General features: G+C 70.8%; 14 protein-coding genes. 11 read left to right on the top strand and 3 right to left on the bottom strand.

What is annotated here, in order from left to right:
- Positions 1 to 11 precede the first annotated feature (11 nt).
- Positions 12 to 1649: a GMC family oxidoreductase gene (locus tag EJC51_RS14305; protein WP_483025181.1), complete on the top strand. Its 1638-nt coding sequence runs from the start codon at positions 12 to 14 to the stop codon at positions 1647 to 1649.
- A 17-nt stretch (positions 1650 to 1666) separates the two neighbouring features.
- On the opposite strand, the gene EJC51_RS14300 is transcribed toward EJC51_RS14305, so the two are convergent.
- Positions 1667 to 3463 carry an AMP-dependent synthetase/ligase gene (locus EJC51_RS14300; RefSeq protein ID WP_126271429.1) on the bottom strand — a complete coding sequence of 599 codons (1797 nt, stop codon included), beginning with the start codon at positions 3461 to 3463 and terminating at the stop codon, positions 1667 to 1669.
- A gap of 312 nt (positions 3464 to 3775) precedes the next feature.
- On the opposite strand from EJC51_RS14300, the gene EJC51_RS14295 reads away from it, so the two are divergent.
- The 6 genes from EJC51_RS14295 (at position 3776) to EJC51_RS14270 (ending at position 8760) form a co-directional block, all read left to right on the top strand.
- A complete protein-coding gene (locus EJC51_RS14295; RefSeq protein ID WP_126271428.1) occupies positions 3776 to 4573 on the top strand; it encodes a metallophosphoesterase family protein in 798 nt (265 codons plus the stop codon).
- A 127-nt stretch (positions 4574 to 4700) separates the two neighbouring features.
- The gene (locus EJC51_RS14290) at positions 4701 to 5144 is read left to right on the top strand and encodes an SRPBCC family protein (RefSeq protein ID WP_126271427.1); all 444 of its coding nucleotides are present in this window, start codon (positions 4701 to 4703) and stop codon (positions 5142 to 5144) included.
- A gap of 34 nt (positions 5145 to 5178) precedes the next feature.
- On the top strand, positions 5179 to 6381 hold the full coding sequence (locus EJC51_RS14285; RefSeq protein ID WP_126271426.1) for an ArsA family ATPase: 1203 nt from the start codon (positions 5179 to 5181) through the stop codon (positions 6379 to 6381).
- A gap of 57 nt (positions 6382 to 6438) precedes the next feature.
- Positions 6439 to 6918: a DUF5304 domain-containing protein gene (locus EJC51_RS14280; protein ID WP_126271425.1), complete on the top strand. Its 480-nt coding sequence runs from the start codon at positions 6439 to 6441 to the stop codon at positions 6916 to 6918.
- Positions 6919 to 6972: 54 nt separating this feature from the next.
- Positions 6973 to 7926 carry an ROK family glucokinase gene (locus EJC51_RS14275; protein WP_059197577.1) on the top strand — a complete coding sequence of 318 codons (954 nt, stop codon included), beginning with the start codon at positions 6973 to 6975 and terminating at the stop codon, positions 7924 to 7926.
- A 117-nt stretch (positions 7927 to 8043) separates the two neighbouring features.
- Positions 8044 to 8760: an endonuclease/exonuclease/phosphatase family protein gene (locus EJC51_RS14270; protein WP_126271424.1), complete on the top strand. Its 717-nt coding sequence runs from the start codon at positions 8044 to 8046 to the stop codon at positions 8758 to 8760.
- Here the strand turns inward: EJC51_RS14270 and EJC51_RS14265 are convergent.
- Both EJC51_RS14265 and EJC51_RS14260 read right to left on the bottom strand, forming a co-directional pair.
- Positions 8757 to 9383, bottom strand: a complete 627-nt coding sequence (locus EJC51_RS14265) for a hypothetical protein (RefSeq protein WP_126271423.1) — start codon at positions 9381 to 9383, stop codon at positions 8757 to 8759. The genes EJC51_RS14270 and EJC51_RS14265 overlap by 4 nt on opposite strands.
- Entirely contained in the window at positions 9376 to 10158 is a 783-nt protein-coding gene (locus EJC51_RS14260; protein ID WP_126271422.1) for an alpha/beta hydrolase, read from the bottom strand. Before EJC51_RS14260 ends, EJC51_RS14265 begins: the two co-directional genes overlap by 8 nt.
- 169 nt (positions 10159 to 10327) lie before the next feature.
- On the opposite strand from EJC51_RS14260, the gene EJC51_RS14255 reads away from it, so the two are divergent.
- The 4 genes from EJC51_RS14255 to EJC51_RS14240 all read left to right on the top strand — a co-directional run bounded on the left by EJC51_RS14255 (position 10328) and on the right by EJC51_RS14240 (position 14130).
- Entirely contained in the window at positions 10328 to 11074 is a 747-nt protein-coding gene (locus EJC51_RS14255) for a lysophospholipid acyltransferase family protein (protein WP_126276945.1), read from the top strand.
- Between the two features lie 29 nt (positions 11075 to 11103).
- Entirely contained in the window at positions 11104 to 12318 is a 1215-nt protein-coding gene (gene macS / locus EJC51_RS14250) for a MacS family sensor histidine kinase (protein WP_126271421.1), read from the top strand.
- Positions 12315 to 12992: a response regulator gene (locus EJC51_RS14245; RefSeq protein ID WP_059197571.1), complete on the top strand. Its 678-nt coding sequence runs from the start codon at positions 12315 to 12317 to the stop codon at positions 12990 to 12992. Before macS ends, EJC51_RS14245 begins: the two co-directional genes overlap by 4 nt.
- Positions 12993 to 13101: 109 nt before the next feature.
- Positions 13102 to 14130 carry a 6-phosphofructokinase gene (locus EJC51_RS14240; RefSeq protein ID WP_126271420.1) on the top strand — a complete coding sequence of 343 codons (1029 nt, stop codon included), beginning with the start codon at positions 13102 to 13104 and terminating at the stop codon, positions 14128 to 14130.
- Positions 14131 to 14245: the final 115 nt, after the last annotated feature.

Raw genomic sequence — 14245 nt, 5'->3', positions numbered from 1 at the left:
ATGCTGCGCGCATGACAGCAAAACTGATGCAGCGTCAGCTGACGAGACGTCACATCCTGGGCATGGTGGCCCTCCAGACCGCCGCCGCGTCCGGTCTCACCCGCATCGGTCTCGAGTCCGCGTCGGCCGTGGAACCGGCCGCCGTCGACAACGCCCCGGCCATCGTGGTCGGTTCGGGCTACGGCGCCGCCGTGGCCGCCCTCCGCCTCGGCCAGGCGGGCATCCGCACCCTCATGATCGAGATGGGCCGGCTCTGGAACACCGCCGGCTCCGACGGCAAGGTCTTCTGCTCCACCGCCAGTCCGGACCAGCGCTCCATGTGGTTCCGCACCCGCACCGAGGCACCGCTGGCCACGTTCCTGTGGCTGGACGTCGTCAACAAGGACATCAGCCCCTACCCCGGCGTCCTGGACCGGGTGCACTTCGCCGACATGTCGGTGTTCGTGGGGCGGGGCGTCGGCGGCGGTTCGCTGGTCAACGGCTGCATGGCGGTGACCCCGCTCAAGTCGTACTTCGCCGAACAGTTCCCGACCGTCGACGCCGACGAGATGTACGCGACGTACTTCCCGCGCGCCAACGCCATGCTCGGCGTCAACACCGTCGACCCGGCCTGGTTCGAGTCGACGGAGTGGTACCGCTTCACCCGGATCTCCCGCAAGCACGCCCAGAACACCGGCCTGAGGACCACCTTCGTGCCCAGCACCTACGACTTCGCCTACATGCAGAAGGAGGCCGCCGGCACGGCGACGAAGTCGGCGCTCGCCCAGGAGGTCATCTACGGCAACAACCACGGCAAGAAGAGCCTCGACAAGACGTATCTCGCCGCCGCGCTCGGCACCGGGAACGTCACCATCACCACCATGGAGCGGGTCAGGGCCATCAGCCGGGCGAGCGACGGGTCGTACGTCCTGACCGCCGACCGGATCAACGACGCCGGCACGGTCGTCGAGACCAAGCAGTACAGCTGCACCTACCTGTTCCTCGGCGGCGGCAGCCTCGGCACCACCGAACTCCTCGTCCGCGCCCGGGACACCGGCACCCTGCCCGCCCTGAACGCGAGCGTCGGCGCCGGATGGGGGCCCAACGGCAACACCATGCTCGGCCGGGCCAACCACCTGTGGGACACGGTCGGGGCCAACCAGTCGACCATGCCGGTCATGGGCATCGACGACTGGGCCAACACCGCCAACCCCGTCTTCGCCGAGATCGCCCCTCTGCCCACGGGCCTCGAACACTGGGTCAGTCTCTACCTGGCGATCACCAAGAACCCGCAGCGGGCCGCGTTCACCTACGACAGCGCCACGGACGGCGTGAAGCTGGGCTGGACCGCGGCCCAGAGCGCGGTGTCCTCGGGCATGGCGAAGAAGCTCTTCGACCGGATCAACTCGGCGAACGTGACCATCTACCGCACCGATCTGTTCGGCACGCCCAGCCGGACCTTCGCCGACGACTTCACCTACCACCCGCTGGGCGGCTGCGTGCTGGGCAAGGCGACCGACAACTACGGCCGGGTGAAGGGGTATTCGAAGCTGTACGTCACCGACGGCTCGCTCGTGCCCGGGTCGATCGGCGTCAACCCGTTCGTGACGATCACCGCACTCGCGGAACGGACGATGGCGCGGGTCCTCGTGGAGGACACCGCGCCATAAGTCCCGTACCGCAGTGACTACTTCTGGTAGATCGCCTCGATCTCGTCCGCGTAGTCCTTCGCCACCACGTTGCGCTTGAGCTTCAGGGACGGCGTCAGGTGGCCCGACTCCTCCGTGAACTGGGAGGACAGAATGCGGAACTTCCGCACCGATTCCGCCTTCGACACCGCGGCGTTGCCGTCGTCGATCGCGGCCTGGATGGCAGCGTTCAGGTCCGCGTCCCCGGCCAGCGACGCCGCGGTGGCATCCGCCGGCTTGCCGTGCTCGGCCGCCCAACGGCCCAGGAACTCCTCGTCGATGGTGACCAGCGCGCCCACGAAGGGCCGCCCGTCGCCGACGACCATGCACTCCGCGACCAGCGCGTGCGCACGGATACGGTCCTCGATCACGGCCGGGGCGACGTTCTTGCCGCCCGCGGTGACGATGATCTCCTTCTTGCGGCCGGTGATCCTGAGATAGCCGTCCTCGTCGAGGGTGCCGATGTCACCGGTGTGGAACCAGCCGTCGGCCAGCGCCTCGGCGGTCGCGGCCTCGTTGTTCCAGTAGCCCTTGAACAGGTGCTCGCCGTGCAGCAGCACCTCGCCGTCGTCGGCGATCCGGACCACCGAGCCGGGCAGCGGCTGACCGACCGTGCCGATCTTCTGCCGGTCCCAGGGGTTGAAGGCGGTGGCCGCGCAGGACTCGGTGAGGCCGTAGCCCTCCAGGACCGTGAAGCCGATGCCGCGGAAGAAGTGGCCGAGCCGCTCACCCAGCGGGGCGCCGCCGGAGATGGCGTACTCGCCCTTGCCGCCGAGGACCGCGCGCAGCTTGCTGTAGACCAGCTTGTCGAAGGTCTTGTGCTTGATCTTCAGCCCGAGGGACGGACCCGACGGGGTGTCCAGCGCCTTGCTGTACGCGATCGCGGTGTCGGCGGCCTTGTCGAAGATCTTGCCCTTGCCGTCCGCCTGCGCCTTGGCACGCGCCGAGTTGTAGACCTTCTCGAAGACGCGCGGCACGCCCAGGATCAGCGTCGGCCGGAAGGAGGCCAGCTCGTCGGTGAGGTTCTTGATGTCCGGGACGGTGCCCAGCTTGATCGGCGCCATCATCGGCGCGATCTGCACGAGCCGCCCGAAGACGTGCGCGAGCGGCAGGAAGAGCAGCACGGAGCACTCGCCGGTGCGGAACAGCGGGCGCAGCCGCTCCACCACGTTGCCGCACTCCGCGAAGAAGCTGCGGTGGGTCAGCACACAGCCCTTGGGACGGCCGGTGGTGCCGGACGTGTAGACGATGGTCGCCGGGTCGTCCGCCTTCGCCAGCGAGCTGCGCTCCTCGACGGCCGCGTCGCTGATGTCCTGGCCGGCCCGGCCCAGCTCCGCCACGCCCCCGCCCTCGATCTGCCAGACGTGCTTGAGCGCGGGCAGCCGGTCGCGCACCGACTCCACGGCCGCCGCGTGATTGTCCAGCTCCACGATGCAGGCGGTCGCGCCGGAGTCGGCGAGGATCCACTGGATCTGCTCCGGCGAGCTGGTCTCGTACACCGGCACGGTGACCGCGCCCGCGCACCAGATCGCGAAGTCGAGCAGCGTCCACTCGTAGCGGGTCCGCGACATCAGGCCCACCCGGTCGCCGGGCTGCACACCCGAGGCGATGAGACCCTTGGCCGCCGCGTGCACCTCCGCGAGGAAGGTCGTGGCCGTCACGTCCTGCCAGGCGCCGTCCACCTTGCGGGCGATGACGGCGACGTCGGGATGCTGCGCGGCGTTTCTGCGGACGATGTCGGTGAGGTTTCCGTCCGCAGGGACCTCGTACAAGGCCGGAAGGCTGAACTCGCGCAAGACTGCTGCTCCTAATAAGGCGCCGGCGCCACGACGTTGTGCGATGCGACGGTGCGGTCCAAGGCTCGGGCAGGTGCTCAGGCTTCTTTGCATGGTTGCAGCCACTTGTTGAAATCCCGAGCACGACTGGACTGCCCGGACGTTACCCGCCGGTATGGCGTCTCCGACAGGGGGTCCCGGCGAGATGTTCGCTGCGTCACACGGATTGGTGTTTCTCAGCGCAGAGTAGTCGAGGCGTCTGATGACTGGCCAGTAACCGCAGGTCCGGCCGCCACTGTTCACGTATGCCGCACACGCCTACCCTTGATCGCCATGGCACCCTCACCACCCGGAAACCGCAGGACACGCGTCCATGTGGTCAGCGACGTGCACGGCAACGCCCGTGACCTGGCCCGCGCCGGCGAGGGCGCGGACGCCCTGATCTGCCTGGGTGACCTCGTCCTCTTCCTCGACTACGCCGACCACTCCCGCGGCATCTTCCCCGACCTGTTCGGCACCGAGAACGCCGACCGCATCGTCGAGCTGCGCACCGCCCGCCGCTTCGAGGAGGCCCGCGAGTTCGGCGCCCGCCTGTGGGCCGGGATCGGTACGGACCGGGCGAGCGCCATCGAGAAGGCCGTACGCAAGCAGTACGCCGAGCTGTTCGCCGCGTTCCCGACACCGACGTACGCCACCTACGGCAATGTCGACATGCCGCCCCTGTGGGCGGAGTACGCCGGACCGGGCACCACGGTCCTCGACGGCGAGCGCGTGGAGATCGGCGGCCGGGTCTTCGGCTTCGTCGGCGGCGGCCTGCGCACCCCCATGCGCACGCCGTACGAGATCAGCGACGAGGAGTACGCGGCGAAGATCGAGGCGGTCGGCGAGGTCGACGTGCTGTGCACGCACATCCCGCCCGAGGTGCCCGAGCTGGTCTACGACACCGTCGCGCGCCGCTTCGAGCGAGGGAGCCGGGCGCTGCTGGACGCGATCCGGCGCACCCGGCCCCGGTACGCGCTGTTCGGCCATGTCCACCAACCGCTCGTGCGCCGGATGCGGATCGGGGCGACCGAGTGCGTCAACGTCGGGCACTTCGCGGGGAGTGGACGGCCGTGGGCGCTCGAATGGTGAGCGGCCGGTGAAGTCCGAAGGGTGACGGGCGGTGAAGTCGGCCGGTCACGTGCGCGGTAGCCTTCACGCTGCACACACGTGCGCACGCTTCATGACCTACCGGCCCGCATCTGGAGGAGCCACGGCGATGGCGGAACACACCAGCTCGAGCATCACGATCGAGGCGGCACCGGCCGACGTCATGGCGGTGATCGCCGACTTCGCCCGCTACCCGGACTGGACGGGCGAGGTGAAGCAGGCGGAGGTCCTCGCGACGGACGCCGCCGGCCGCGCCGAGCAGGTACGGCTCGTCATGGACGCCGGCGCCATCAAGGACGACCAGGTGCTCGGCTACACGTGGACCGGGGAGAACGAGGTCTCCTGGACGCTGGTGAAGTCCCAGATGCTGCGCCAGCTGGACGGCTCGTACGTCCTCAAGGCCACCGGCACCGGTTCGACCGAGGTCACCTACCTCCTGACCGTCGACGTCAAGATCCCGATGCTCGGGATGATCAAGCGCAAGGCCGAGAAGGTCATCATCGACCGGGCGCTCGCCGGGCTGAAGAAGCGGGTGGAGTCCGGGGCGAAATAGGGATTTGCCGCGGGGGGATCTACCGTTCACTCCCATGCGCACCCTCCTGATCACCGGTCCCGGCGGCAGCGGTCGTACGACCCTTGCCGCCGCCACCGCACTCGCCGCCACGCGCGCGGGTGAGCGGACCCTCCTCCTCAGCGGCGACCGGACCGACACCCTCGGCGCGGTCCTGGGCGTGGCCACGGGGCCGGTGCCCGTCGAGGTCCGGGAGGGACTCACCGCCTGGCGGCCCGACGCGACCGCCGGTTTCCGGGACGACCTCGCCGGCTTCCAGGAGCGCGCCTCCTCCGTCCTCGACCTGCTCGGCGCCTCCCGCCTCGACCCCGAAGAGGTCACCCCGCTGCCCGGCGCCGAGGAACTCACCCTCCTGCGTGCCCTCCGGGACGCGGCCCTCTCCATGGGGGCACCTCCCAGGCCTTTCGGGCACTGGGGGAGGCACGACCTGCTCGTCGTGGACCTGCCGCCCACCCCGCAGGCCCTCGCCCTCCTCGCCCTCCCCGGGGAACTGCGCCGCTATCTGCGCCGGCTGCTGCCGCCCGAACGGCAGGCCGCGCGGGCGCTCAGGCCCGTGCTCGGACGGCTGGCCGGGGTGCCGATGCCCTCGGAGTGGCTGTACGAGACCACCGCGCGCTGGGACCTGGAACTCGCCGCCGTCGAGGCCGTCATCGCCGACCGCAAGACCGTCGTACGGCTCGTCGCCGAACCCGGCCCCGCCGGGGCCGACGCCGTGCGCGACGCCACCCTCGGGCTCGCCCTGCGCGGACTGCGGCCCGACCACCTGATCGCCAACCGGGTCCTGCCCGACGCGTCCGCCGACAGCTGGCTCGCCGGACCCGTCGCCCAGCAGCGCAAGACGCTGGAGGAGTGGCGGGAGACGTACGAGGTCGTGGAGATCGCCCACCCCGGACGGGACCCGCGCGGCCTCGACGACCTCGACGCCCTCGTGGTGCCCGGGGCGCCGGAGACCTCCTCCCGCGTCGAGTGGCCGGTCGTCGACCGGCTGGCCGAGGACGGCGTGCTGGTGTGGCACGTGCCCCTCCCCGGTGCGATACGGGACGAGCTGGACCTCATCCGGCGCGGGGACGAACTCGTCGTCGCCGCCGGGCAGTTCCGGCGGATCGTGCCGCTGCCGTCCGCGCTGCGCCGGTGCACCGTCGCCGGGGCCGCGCTGCGCGACGGGGAGCTGCGGGTCCGGTTCGCGCCGGACCCGGATCTCTGGCCGCAGACCCCGTGAATCCGGTGCGGCCGTTCGGGTAACGTCGTAAGGACGCAACGCAGTCAGGAGTCCGTCATGAGCGAAGAGCTCCGCCCGTCAGACGCCGCCTCGGGGAACGAGGCCGTGGACGAGGTGCGGGCCACCGACGCCGACGCGTGGGCGACGGCGTGTGCCGAGGATCTCGCGGCGGAGAAGGCCCGTCGCCGCGCCAGTTACGGCCCGCCGCCCGGCTCGGCCGCGGAGGAACTGCGCAAACTCGTCGACGCCGTCAGCGACAAGCTCTCCTCGATCCAGTCACCGCTGCTCGGGGCGGTCGCCGGACCGGCCGCCCAGCAGGTGGTGCAGCAGGTCGTCCAGCAGGCCAAGGCCGCCGTCGAGCCCGTCATCGAACGCAACCCGGACGTCTTCGACCACCTGGCAGCGGCCGGCAGCGAACTGCTGGCCGCCTACCGCTCCGCGGTCCAGGCCCAGGAACAGCGCTGGACCCAGCGGGACACCAAGCCCGGGAAGGGCGGCGAGGAGCCTGGTCCGGGGGAGCGCATCGACCTGGACTAGAGGTCGCTCGGGTACGGTGGGCCGTAGCGGGGCTCGACCGAAACTGAGGGATTCATGGGACTCACCATCGGCGTCGACATCGGCGGCACGAAGATCGCGGCCGGCGTGGTCGATGAGGAAGGCAACATCCTCTCGACCTTCAAGGTGCCGACCCCGGGCACGCCCGAGGGCATCGTGGACGCCATCGCCTCCGCCGTCGAGGGCGCACGCGCAGGTCACGAGATCATCGGCGTGGGCATCGGAGCCGCCGGTTACGTCAACCGGCAGCGCTCCGAGGTCTACTTCGCGCCCAACATCGACTGGCGCAACGAGCCGCTGAAGGAGAAGGTCGAGGCCCGCGTCGGCCTCCCCGTCGTCGTGGAGAACGACGCCAACGCGGCCGCGTGGGGCGAGTACAAGTTCGGCGCCGGCAAGGGCCACCGCAACGTCATCTGCATCACGCTCGGCACCGGCCTCGGCGGCGGCATCATCATCGGCAACAAGCTGCGCCGCGGCCACTTCGGCGTCGCCGCCGAGTTCGGCCACATCCGCATGGTGCCGGACGGGCTGCTGTGTGGCTGCGGCTCGCAGGGCTGCTGGGAGCAGTACGCCTCCGGCCGCGCCCTCGTCCGGTACGCCAAGCAGCGCGCCAACGCCACCCCGGAGCGCGCCGAGGTGCTGCTCGCCCTCGGCGACGGTTCGCCGGAGGGCATCGAGGGCAAGCACATCTCCGTCGCCGCCCGGCAGGGCGACCCGGTCGCCGTCGACTCCTACCGCGAGCTGGCCCGCTGGGCCGGCGCCGGCCTCGCCGACCTGGCCTCCCTCTTCGACCCGTCCGCCTTCATCGTCGGCGGCGGCCTCTCGGACGAGGGCGAACTGGTCCTCGACCCGATCCGCAAGTCGTACAAGCGCTGGCTGGTGGGCGGCAACTGGCGCCCGGTGGCGGATGTCATCGCGGCTCAGCTGGGGAACAAGGCGGGGATGGTCGGCGCGGCCGACTTGGCGCGAGAGCCGGACCCGATCATGTGATCCAGCGGTGAGGGCAAGGCTTTTCAGGGGCGCGGGGAACTGCGCGACCAGCCACAACGGGGGGCCAGTCGCACACATACCTCGCGCCCCGAGCTGTCAGGCGCAAAAATCAACGCCATGGCACCTGACGATTCAGCGCTCGTCCGAGTCCTCAGCTACAACGTCCGCTCCCTACGCGACGACACCGCCGCCCTCGCCCGAGTCATCAAGGCCTGCGAACCGGATCTCGTCCTCGTCCAAGAAGCCCCCCGCTTCTTCCACTGGCGCAAGAAACTCGCCCGTCTGGCCCGCGCAGCCGACCTCGTCATCCTCACCGGGGGTGCGACAGCGGCGGGCCCGGCCATCCTGTGCGATCTCCGCGCCACCGTGGAGCGCACGGAAGACGTCCTTCTCCCGCTCACACCTGGGCAGCACAGGCGCGGCTTCGCGACCGCCGTCGTCCGGTTCGGCAACGCCCGCCTCGGCGTACTCAGCTGTCACCTCAGCCTCCAGAAGGACGAGCGCTACGAGCAGGCCGGCATGCTCCTCGACCGTCTCGCCGGCATGGGCGTCGAGCACGCCGTCGCGGGCGGCGACCTCAACGAGCGCCCGGGCGGCCGGACGTTCCGCCGTCTCGCCGAGAGCCTCCAGGACTGCTGGGCGGTGGCCCCCGACGGCGGCGAGCACACCTGGGTCCACAGCGAGCCGCACCAGCGCATCGACGCGATCTTCGCGACGAAGGGCATCGAGGTGCTGGGCTGCGGGGTCCCTCTGCACCTCCCCGAGACAGACCTGAGGGTGGCCACGGACCACCTCCCGGTCCTGGCCACCCTCAGAGTGCCCGCCGCCGACTAGACGACCGCGCCCCGCCCGGGGTCGTCGTCCTCGTCCTCGTCCGTCCGCATCCGCATCACCAGCGTCGCGAACCCGCCCAGGAAGCCGCCGATCCCGATCGTGGCGAGCCACCAGGTCATGTCCCAGCTCAGCAGTACCGCAAGCAGCAGGAGCAGCGGGCCGCCCAGCACCGCGAGCCAGGCGAACTTGGCCGTGGTGTCGGCGTCCGGCAGCGGGGGCGGCTCCGGCGGGACGAAGTGGCCCTCGTCGTCCTCGTCGAAGTCCTCCTCCGCCGGCTCCGGCGTCGTGTAGTCACGCGGGCCGACGCCGGGCGCGAAGGCGACGGAGCTGCCCAACGGCTTGGCCGACGCGGGCTTCTCGTCCCCCTTCGGCCGCTCCGCGGCGGCGTCCGTGTCGGTGCCGCTGTCGTTCGTCTCCGGCTCCAGCAGGGCCAGGTCCTCCACCGACTTGAACGGCTTGGCGCCCGGCGGGTCCGGCGGCTCCTCGCCGTACCCGGCGACGATCGCCTCCCAGGCGGCGGCCTCGTCGAAGGGGACGTGCTGCTCCTCCGGGCCGAGACCGTCGCGGTCCTCGCGGTCGTCGCGGTTCTCCCGGTCCTCGCGGTCCGAGTCGTACTCAGCCACGTACGGCCGTCCCTTCCTTGCTGCCGGAGCCGGCGGCGAGCCGGCCGATGAACGCGGAGCTCTCCTCGAAGATCCGCTCCGCGTCATGGTCCAACGTCGCCACGTGGTAGCTCTGTTCCAGCACGATCTCCGTCACGTCCGTCGACGACACCCGGCTCAGCACGCGCGCGGAGTCGGCGGCCGGCACGACATGGTCCTCGGCGCTGCGCAGCAGCAACAGCGGCTGGGTGACCTGCGGCAACTCGCCGTCGACCAGCCGGAAGAAGGCCCGCAGGGAGTGCGCGGCGTGCAGCGGCACCCGGTCGTAGCCCAGTTCGTGCCGGCCCTCCTTGGCGATGTCGTCGGCGATGCCCGGCGTCGACCGCAGGAGATGACGGGCCACCGGAAGGGCGTAGGGCGCGAGGCCGTGCATACGGTTCGCCGGGTTGACGACCAGCACGCCCCGCACCGCGTCCCCGTGCTTCGCCGCGAGGCGCAGGGCGAGCGCGCCGCCCATCGACAGGCCGGCCACGAACACGTCGGCACAGCGCTCGGTGAGGGCGCGCAGCTCGCGGTCCACCTCGGCGTACCAGTCCTGCCAGCCGGTGAGCTGCATGTCCTCCCAACGGGTGCCGTGGCCCGGCAGCAGGGGCAGCGACACCGTCAGGCCGCGCTCGGCGAGGTGCTCCGCCCAGGGGCGCAGCGACTGCGGGGAACCGGTGAAACCGTGGCAGAGGAGGACACCCGTCTCCCCGCCCTCATGGCGGAACGGCTCGGCTCCAGGGAGGACCGGCACCTTCGGTCTCCTGTTCATGGGGTCGGTTGCGTGTTCATGGGGTCGTGCGCAGGTACTTCACCGTACGCGACCGCACTGACACCGACCAGGGTCGTCGGGTCCTTTGACGGTGCTCCGGGTTAAGGTCTGATCGACAGACACAGGAGGCACTCGGTTGTTGTACGGAACGATGAAGGTCGCCATCGGAGGGCCGCTGAAGGTCGCCTTCAGGCCCTGGGTGGAGGGCGCCGAGAACATCCCGGCCGAGGGCCCCGCGATCCTGGCGAGCAACCACCTCTCCTTCTCGGACTCCTTCTTCCTGCCCGCGGTCCTCGACCGCAAGGTCACCTTCATCGCGAAAGCCGAGTACTTCACGACGCCCGGTGTGAAGGGCCGTCTGACGGCCGCCTTCTTCAAGGGCGTCGGCCAGCTCCCCGTGGACCGCTCCGGCGCGCGTGGCGCGGGCGAGGCGGCCATCAAGAGCGGCATCGAAGTCCTGGAGCGCGGTGAGCTGTTCGGGATCTACCCGGAGGGCACCCGCTCGCCCGACGGCCGCCTCTACCGGGGCAAGCCGGGCGGCCTCGCGCGCGTGGCGCTCGCCACCGGCGCGCCGGTCATCCCGGTCGCGATGATCGACACGGAGAAGATCCAGCCGCCGGGCAAGGTGATGCCCAAGATCATGCGGCCGGGCATCCGCATCGGCAAGCCGCTGGACTTCAGCCGGTACCACGGCATGGAGCACGACCGTTTCGTGCTGCGCGCGGTGACCGACGAGGTCATGTACGAGATCATGAAGCTCTCCGGCCAGGAGTACGTCGACATCTACGCGACCGCCGCCAAGCGGCAGATCGCGGAGGCGGCGAAGGCCGAGAAGGAAGCGGAGAAGGCGGCCAAGGCCGCCCTCGCGCAGGCTGAGAAGGAACGCGCCGAGTCCTGACATCGGGACATCGGGTGGGGGTGGGGGGCATGGCCAGGCGTGAGCGTGTCATGAGGATGTCGGTCGAGCTGCCGCTGTGGCGTGCGCTCACCGGCTACCGGGTGCTGACCATGCTGTACGCGGTGGGCCTGTTCGCCACGCAGTACGACGACTACGACCGCCCGGGCATCGCCATCGGCTACTACGTCGTCCTGTGCGGCTGGACGCTCGCCACCCTGCCCCGCGTCCAGAACGAGGCGTCCTGCACCAAGCGCTTCCTCGCCGCCGACCTGACCGTCGCCCTCACCGGCATCGTGCTCACCCCGCTGGTCGTCAACGACGCGCACATCGACGGCGGCGGCCCCACCCTGCCGTCGATATGGACGGCAGGCTCGGTCCTGGCGTTCGCCATCAAGGGCGGCTGGCGCTGGGCCGCGTTCGCCTCCACACCGGTCGCCGTCGCCAACCTCATCGAGCGCGGCGCCCCCGCCCGGGACACCATCCACAACGTGATCCTGGTCTGGGTCGCCTCCATCGCCATCGGCTACGTCGTCGAGGTCGCCCGCGCCTCCGAGCGCACCCTCGCCCGCGCCCTGGAGATCGAGGCGGCGACCAGGGAGCGGGAGCGGCTGGCCCGGGACATCCACGACAGCGTGCTCCAGGTGCTGGCCATGGTGCAGCGGCGCGGCGCCGTCCTCGGCGGCGAGGCGGCGGAGCTGGGCCGGATGGCGGGCGAGCAGGAGGTGGCGCTGCGCACCCTGGTCTCCGGAGGGCTGACGCGGGTCTCCTGGGCGTCCGAGGACGCGGCCCAGGGCGCGGTCGTACGGGCCGTCGACGAGCCGGAGCCCGAGGGTCCCGTCGATCTCCGCGTGCTGCTCGCCCCGTTCGCCGCCGCCAAGGTCAGCTTCGCCGAGCCCGGTGCTCCGGTGGAGCTGCCCCCGGCCGCCGCGAGGGAGTTGGCCGCCGCGGTGGGGGCCACCCTGGACAACGTACGGAAGCACGCGGGGGAGCAGGCGCGCGCGTGGATCCTGGTCGAGGACGAGCCCGGCGAGGTGATCGTGACCGTACGGGACGACGGGCCCGGCATTCCGGAGGGGCGGCTCGCCCAGGCCGAGGGGGAGGGGCGGATGGGGGTGGCCCTGTCGATCCGGGGGCGGTTGCGCGATCTCGGCGGCAGCGCCGAGCTGATCTCGGTGCCCGGGCAGGGCACGGAGGTCGAACTGAAGGTACCGAAGGCTTCACGGGGGAAGGCAGGACAGCGATGAGTGAGCAGCAGGGCCCGATCAAGGTGATGGTGGTCGACGACCACCCGATGTGGCGCGACGCGGTCGCCCGCGACCTGGGCGAGTCCGGCTTCGAGGTGGTGGCCACCGCGGGCGACGGCGACCAGGCGGTACGCCGGGCCAAGGCGGCCGGGCCCGATGTGCTCGTGCTCGACCTGAACCTGCCGCTCAAGCCCGGCGTCCAGGTCTGCAAGGAACTCGTCGGCCACAACCCGGCGTTGCGGGTCCTGGTGCTGTCCGCCAGCGGCGAGCACGCCGACGTGCTGGAGGCCGTGAAGTCGGGCGCGACCGGCTATCTGCTGAAGTCGGCGTCCACGGAGGAGCTGCTCGACGCGGTGCGCCGGACCGCGGTCGGGGACCCGGTGTTCACGCCGGGCCTCGCCGGTCTGGTCCTCGGTGAGTACCGCCGCCTCGCCTCGGAGCCCGCGCCCGCCGCCGACGCCGACCAGCCCAAGGCACCCGAACTCACCGACCGCGAGACCGAGGTGCTGCGCCTCGTCGCCAAGGGCCTGAGCTACAAGCAGATCGCCGAACGCCTGGTCATCTCCCACCGCACGGTCCAGAACCACGTCCAGAACACCCTGGGCAAGCTCCAGCTGCACAACAGGGTGGAGCTGGTCAGGTACGCGATAGAGCGCGGACTTGACGACGAGTAAACCGATGACCCCCTGATTCACCGGAATTGCCCTTCCGGCCCATCCCTGTGTGACCTGGATCACCATTAGCGTGGCCTTCACCAGGCAACCGCGGCGAAGGGACATTTCCATGCGGGTCGGAGTACTGACCGGAGGCGGCGACTGCCCCGGGCTCAACGCCGTCATCCGGGGCATCGTCCGCAAGGGCGTGCAGGAGTACGGCTATGACTTCGTCGGCTTCCGGGACGGCTGGCGCGGGCCCCTGGAGGGCGACACCGTCCGCCTCGACATCCCCGCCGTGCGCGGCATCCTGCCCCGCGGCGGCACCATCCTCGGCTCCTCGCGGACGAACCCCCTGAAGCAGGAGAACGGCATCCGCCGGATCAAGGAGAACCTCGCCAAGCTGGAGGTCGACGCGATGATCGCGATCGGCGGCGAGGACACCCTGGGCGTGGCCGCGCGGCTCACCGACGAGTACGGCGTCTCCGTCGTCGGCGTACCGAAGACCATCGACAACGACCTGTCCGCCACCGACTACACCTTCGGCTTCGACACCGCGGTCGGCATCGCCACCGAGGCCATCGACCGGCTGCACACCACCGCCGAGTCCCACATGCGGGTCCTGGTCTGCGAGGTGATGGGCCGTCACGCCGGCTGGATCGCCCTGCACTCCGGCCTCGCCGGCGGCGCCAACGTCATCCTCATCCCCGAGCAGCGCTTCGACCTCGACCAGGTGTGCGCCTGGATCACCTCCCGCTTCAAGGCCTCGTACGCCCCGATCGTCGTCGTCGCCGAGGGTGCCATGCCGAAGGACGGCGACATGGTCCTCAAGGACGGGTCGCTGGACTCCTTCGGGCACGTCCGGCTGTCCGGGGTCGGCGAATGGCTCGGCAAGGAGATCGAGAAGCGGACCGGCAAGGAGGCCCGTACGACCGTGCTCGGGCACATCCAGCGCGGGGGCACCCCGAGCGCCTTCGACCGCTGGCTCGCCACCCGCTTCGGGCTGCACGCCATCGAGGCCGTACGGGACGGCGACTTCGGGAAGATGGTCGCGCTGCGCGGCACGGACATCGTGCGCGTGCCGATCTCGGACGCCACGGCCAAGCTGAAGACGGTCGCCCCGGAGCTGTACGCGGAGGTCGGAGTGTTCTTCGGCTGACCACCCACCACCCCTCGAACCCCGAGCGCCGTCATGGCTTCCGTGGCGGCGTTCGGCAGGGGCGCCCGCTGACAGAGCGCCTCCGCGGGGGTCTGTGAGATATTCGCCAGGACCA

Origin of the sequence: Streptomyces aquilus (genome assembly GCF_003955715.1) — a bacterium.
GTDB classification, from domain to species: domain Bacteria; phylum Actinomycetota; class Actinomycetes; order Streptomycetales; family Streptomycetaceae; genus Streptomyces; species Streptomyces aquilus.
This window is presented reverse-complemented; position numbering and strand designations above follow the sequence as displayed.

Coding starts and splice junctions, on each gene's coding strand:
- EJC51_RS14280 (WP_126271425.1), top strand. CDS start 6,439: ATGAGCGAAGAGCTCCGCCCGTCAGACGCCGCCTCGGGGAACGAGGCC.
- EJC51_RS14270 (WP_126271424.1), top strand. CDS start 8,044: ATGGCACCTGACGATTCAGCGCTCGTCCGAGTCCTCAGCTACAACGTC.
- EJC51_RS14275 (WP_059197577.1), top strand. CDS start 6,973: ATGGGACTCACCATCGGCGTCGACATCGGCGGCACGAAGATCGCGGCC.
- EJC51_RS14290 (WP_126271427.1), top strand. CDS start 4,701: ATGGCGGAACACACCAGCTCGAGCATCACGATCGAGGCGGCACCGGCC.
- EJC51_RS14305 (WP_483025181.1), top strand. CDS start 12: ATGACAGCAAAACTGATGCAGCGTCAGCTGACGAGACGTCACATCCTG.
- EJC51_RS14245 (WP_059197571.1), top strand. CDS start 12,315: ATGAGTGAGCAGCAGGGCCCGATCAAGGTGATGGTGGTCGACGACCAC.
- EJC51_RS14295 (WP_126271428.1), top strand. CDS start 3,776: ATGGCACCCTCACCACCCGGAAACCGCAGGACACGCGTCCATGTGGTC.
- EJC51_RS14285 (WP_126271426.1), top strand. CDS start 5,179: ATGCGCACCCTCCTGATCACCGGTCCCGGCGGCAGCGGTCGTACGACC.
- EJC51_RS14240 (WP_126271420.1), top strand. CDS start 13,102: ATGCGGGTCGGAGTACTGACCGGAGGCGGCGACTGCCCCGGGCTCAAC.
- EJC51_RS14255 (WP_126276945.1), top strand. CDS start 10,328: ATGAAGGTCGCCATCGGAGGGCCGCTGAAGGTCGCCTTCAGGCCCTGG.
- macS (WP_126271421.1), top strand. CDS start 11,104: ATGGCCAGGCGTGAGCGTGTCATGAGGATGTCGGTCGAGCTGCCGCTG.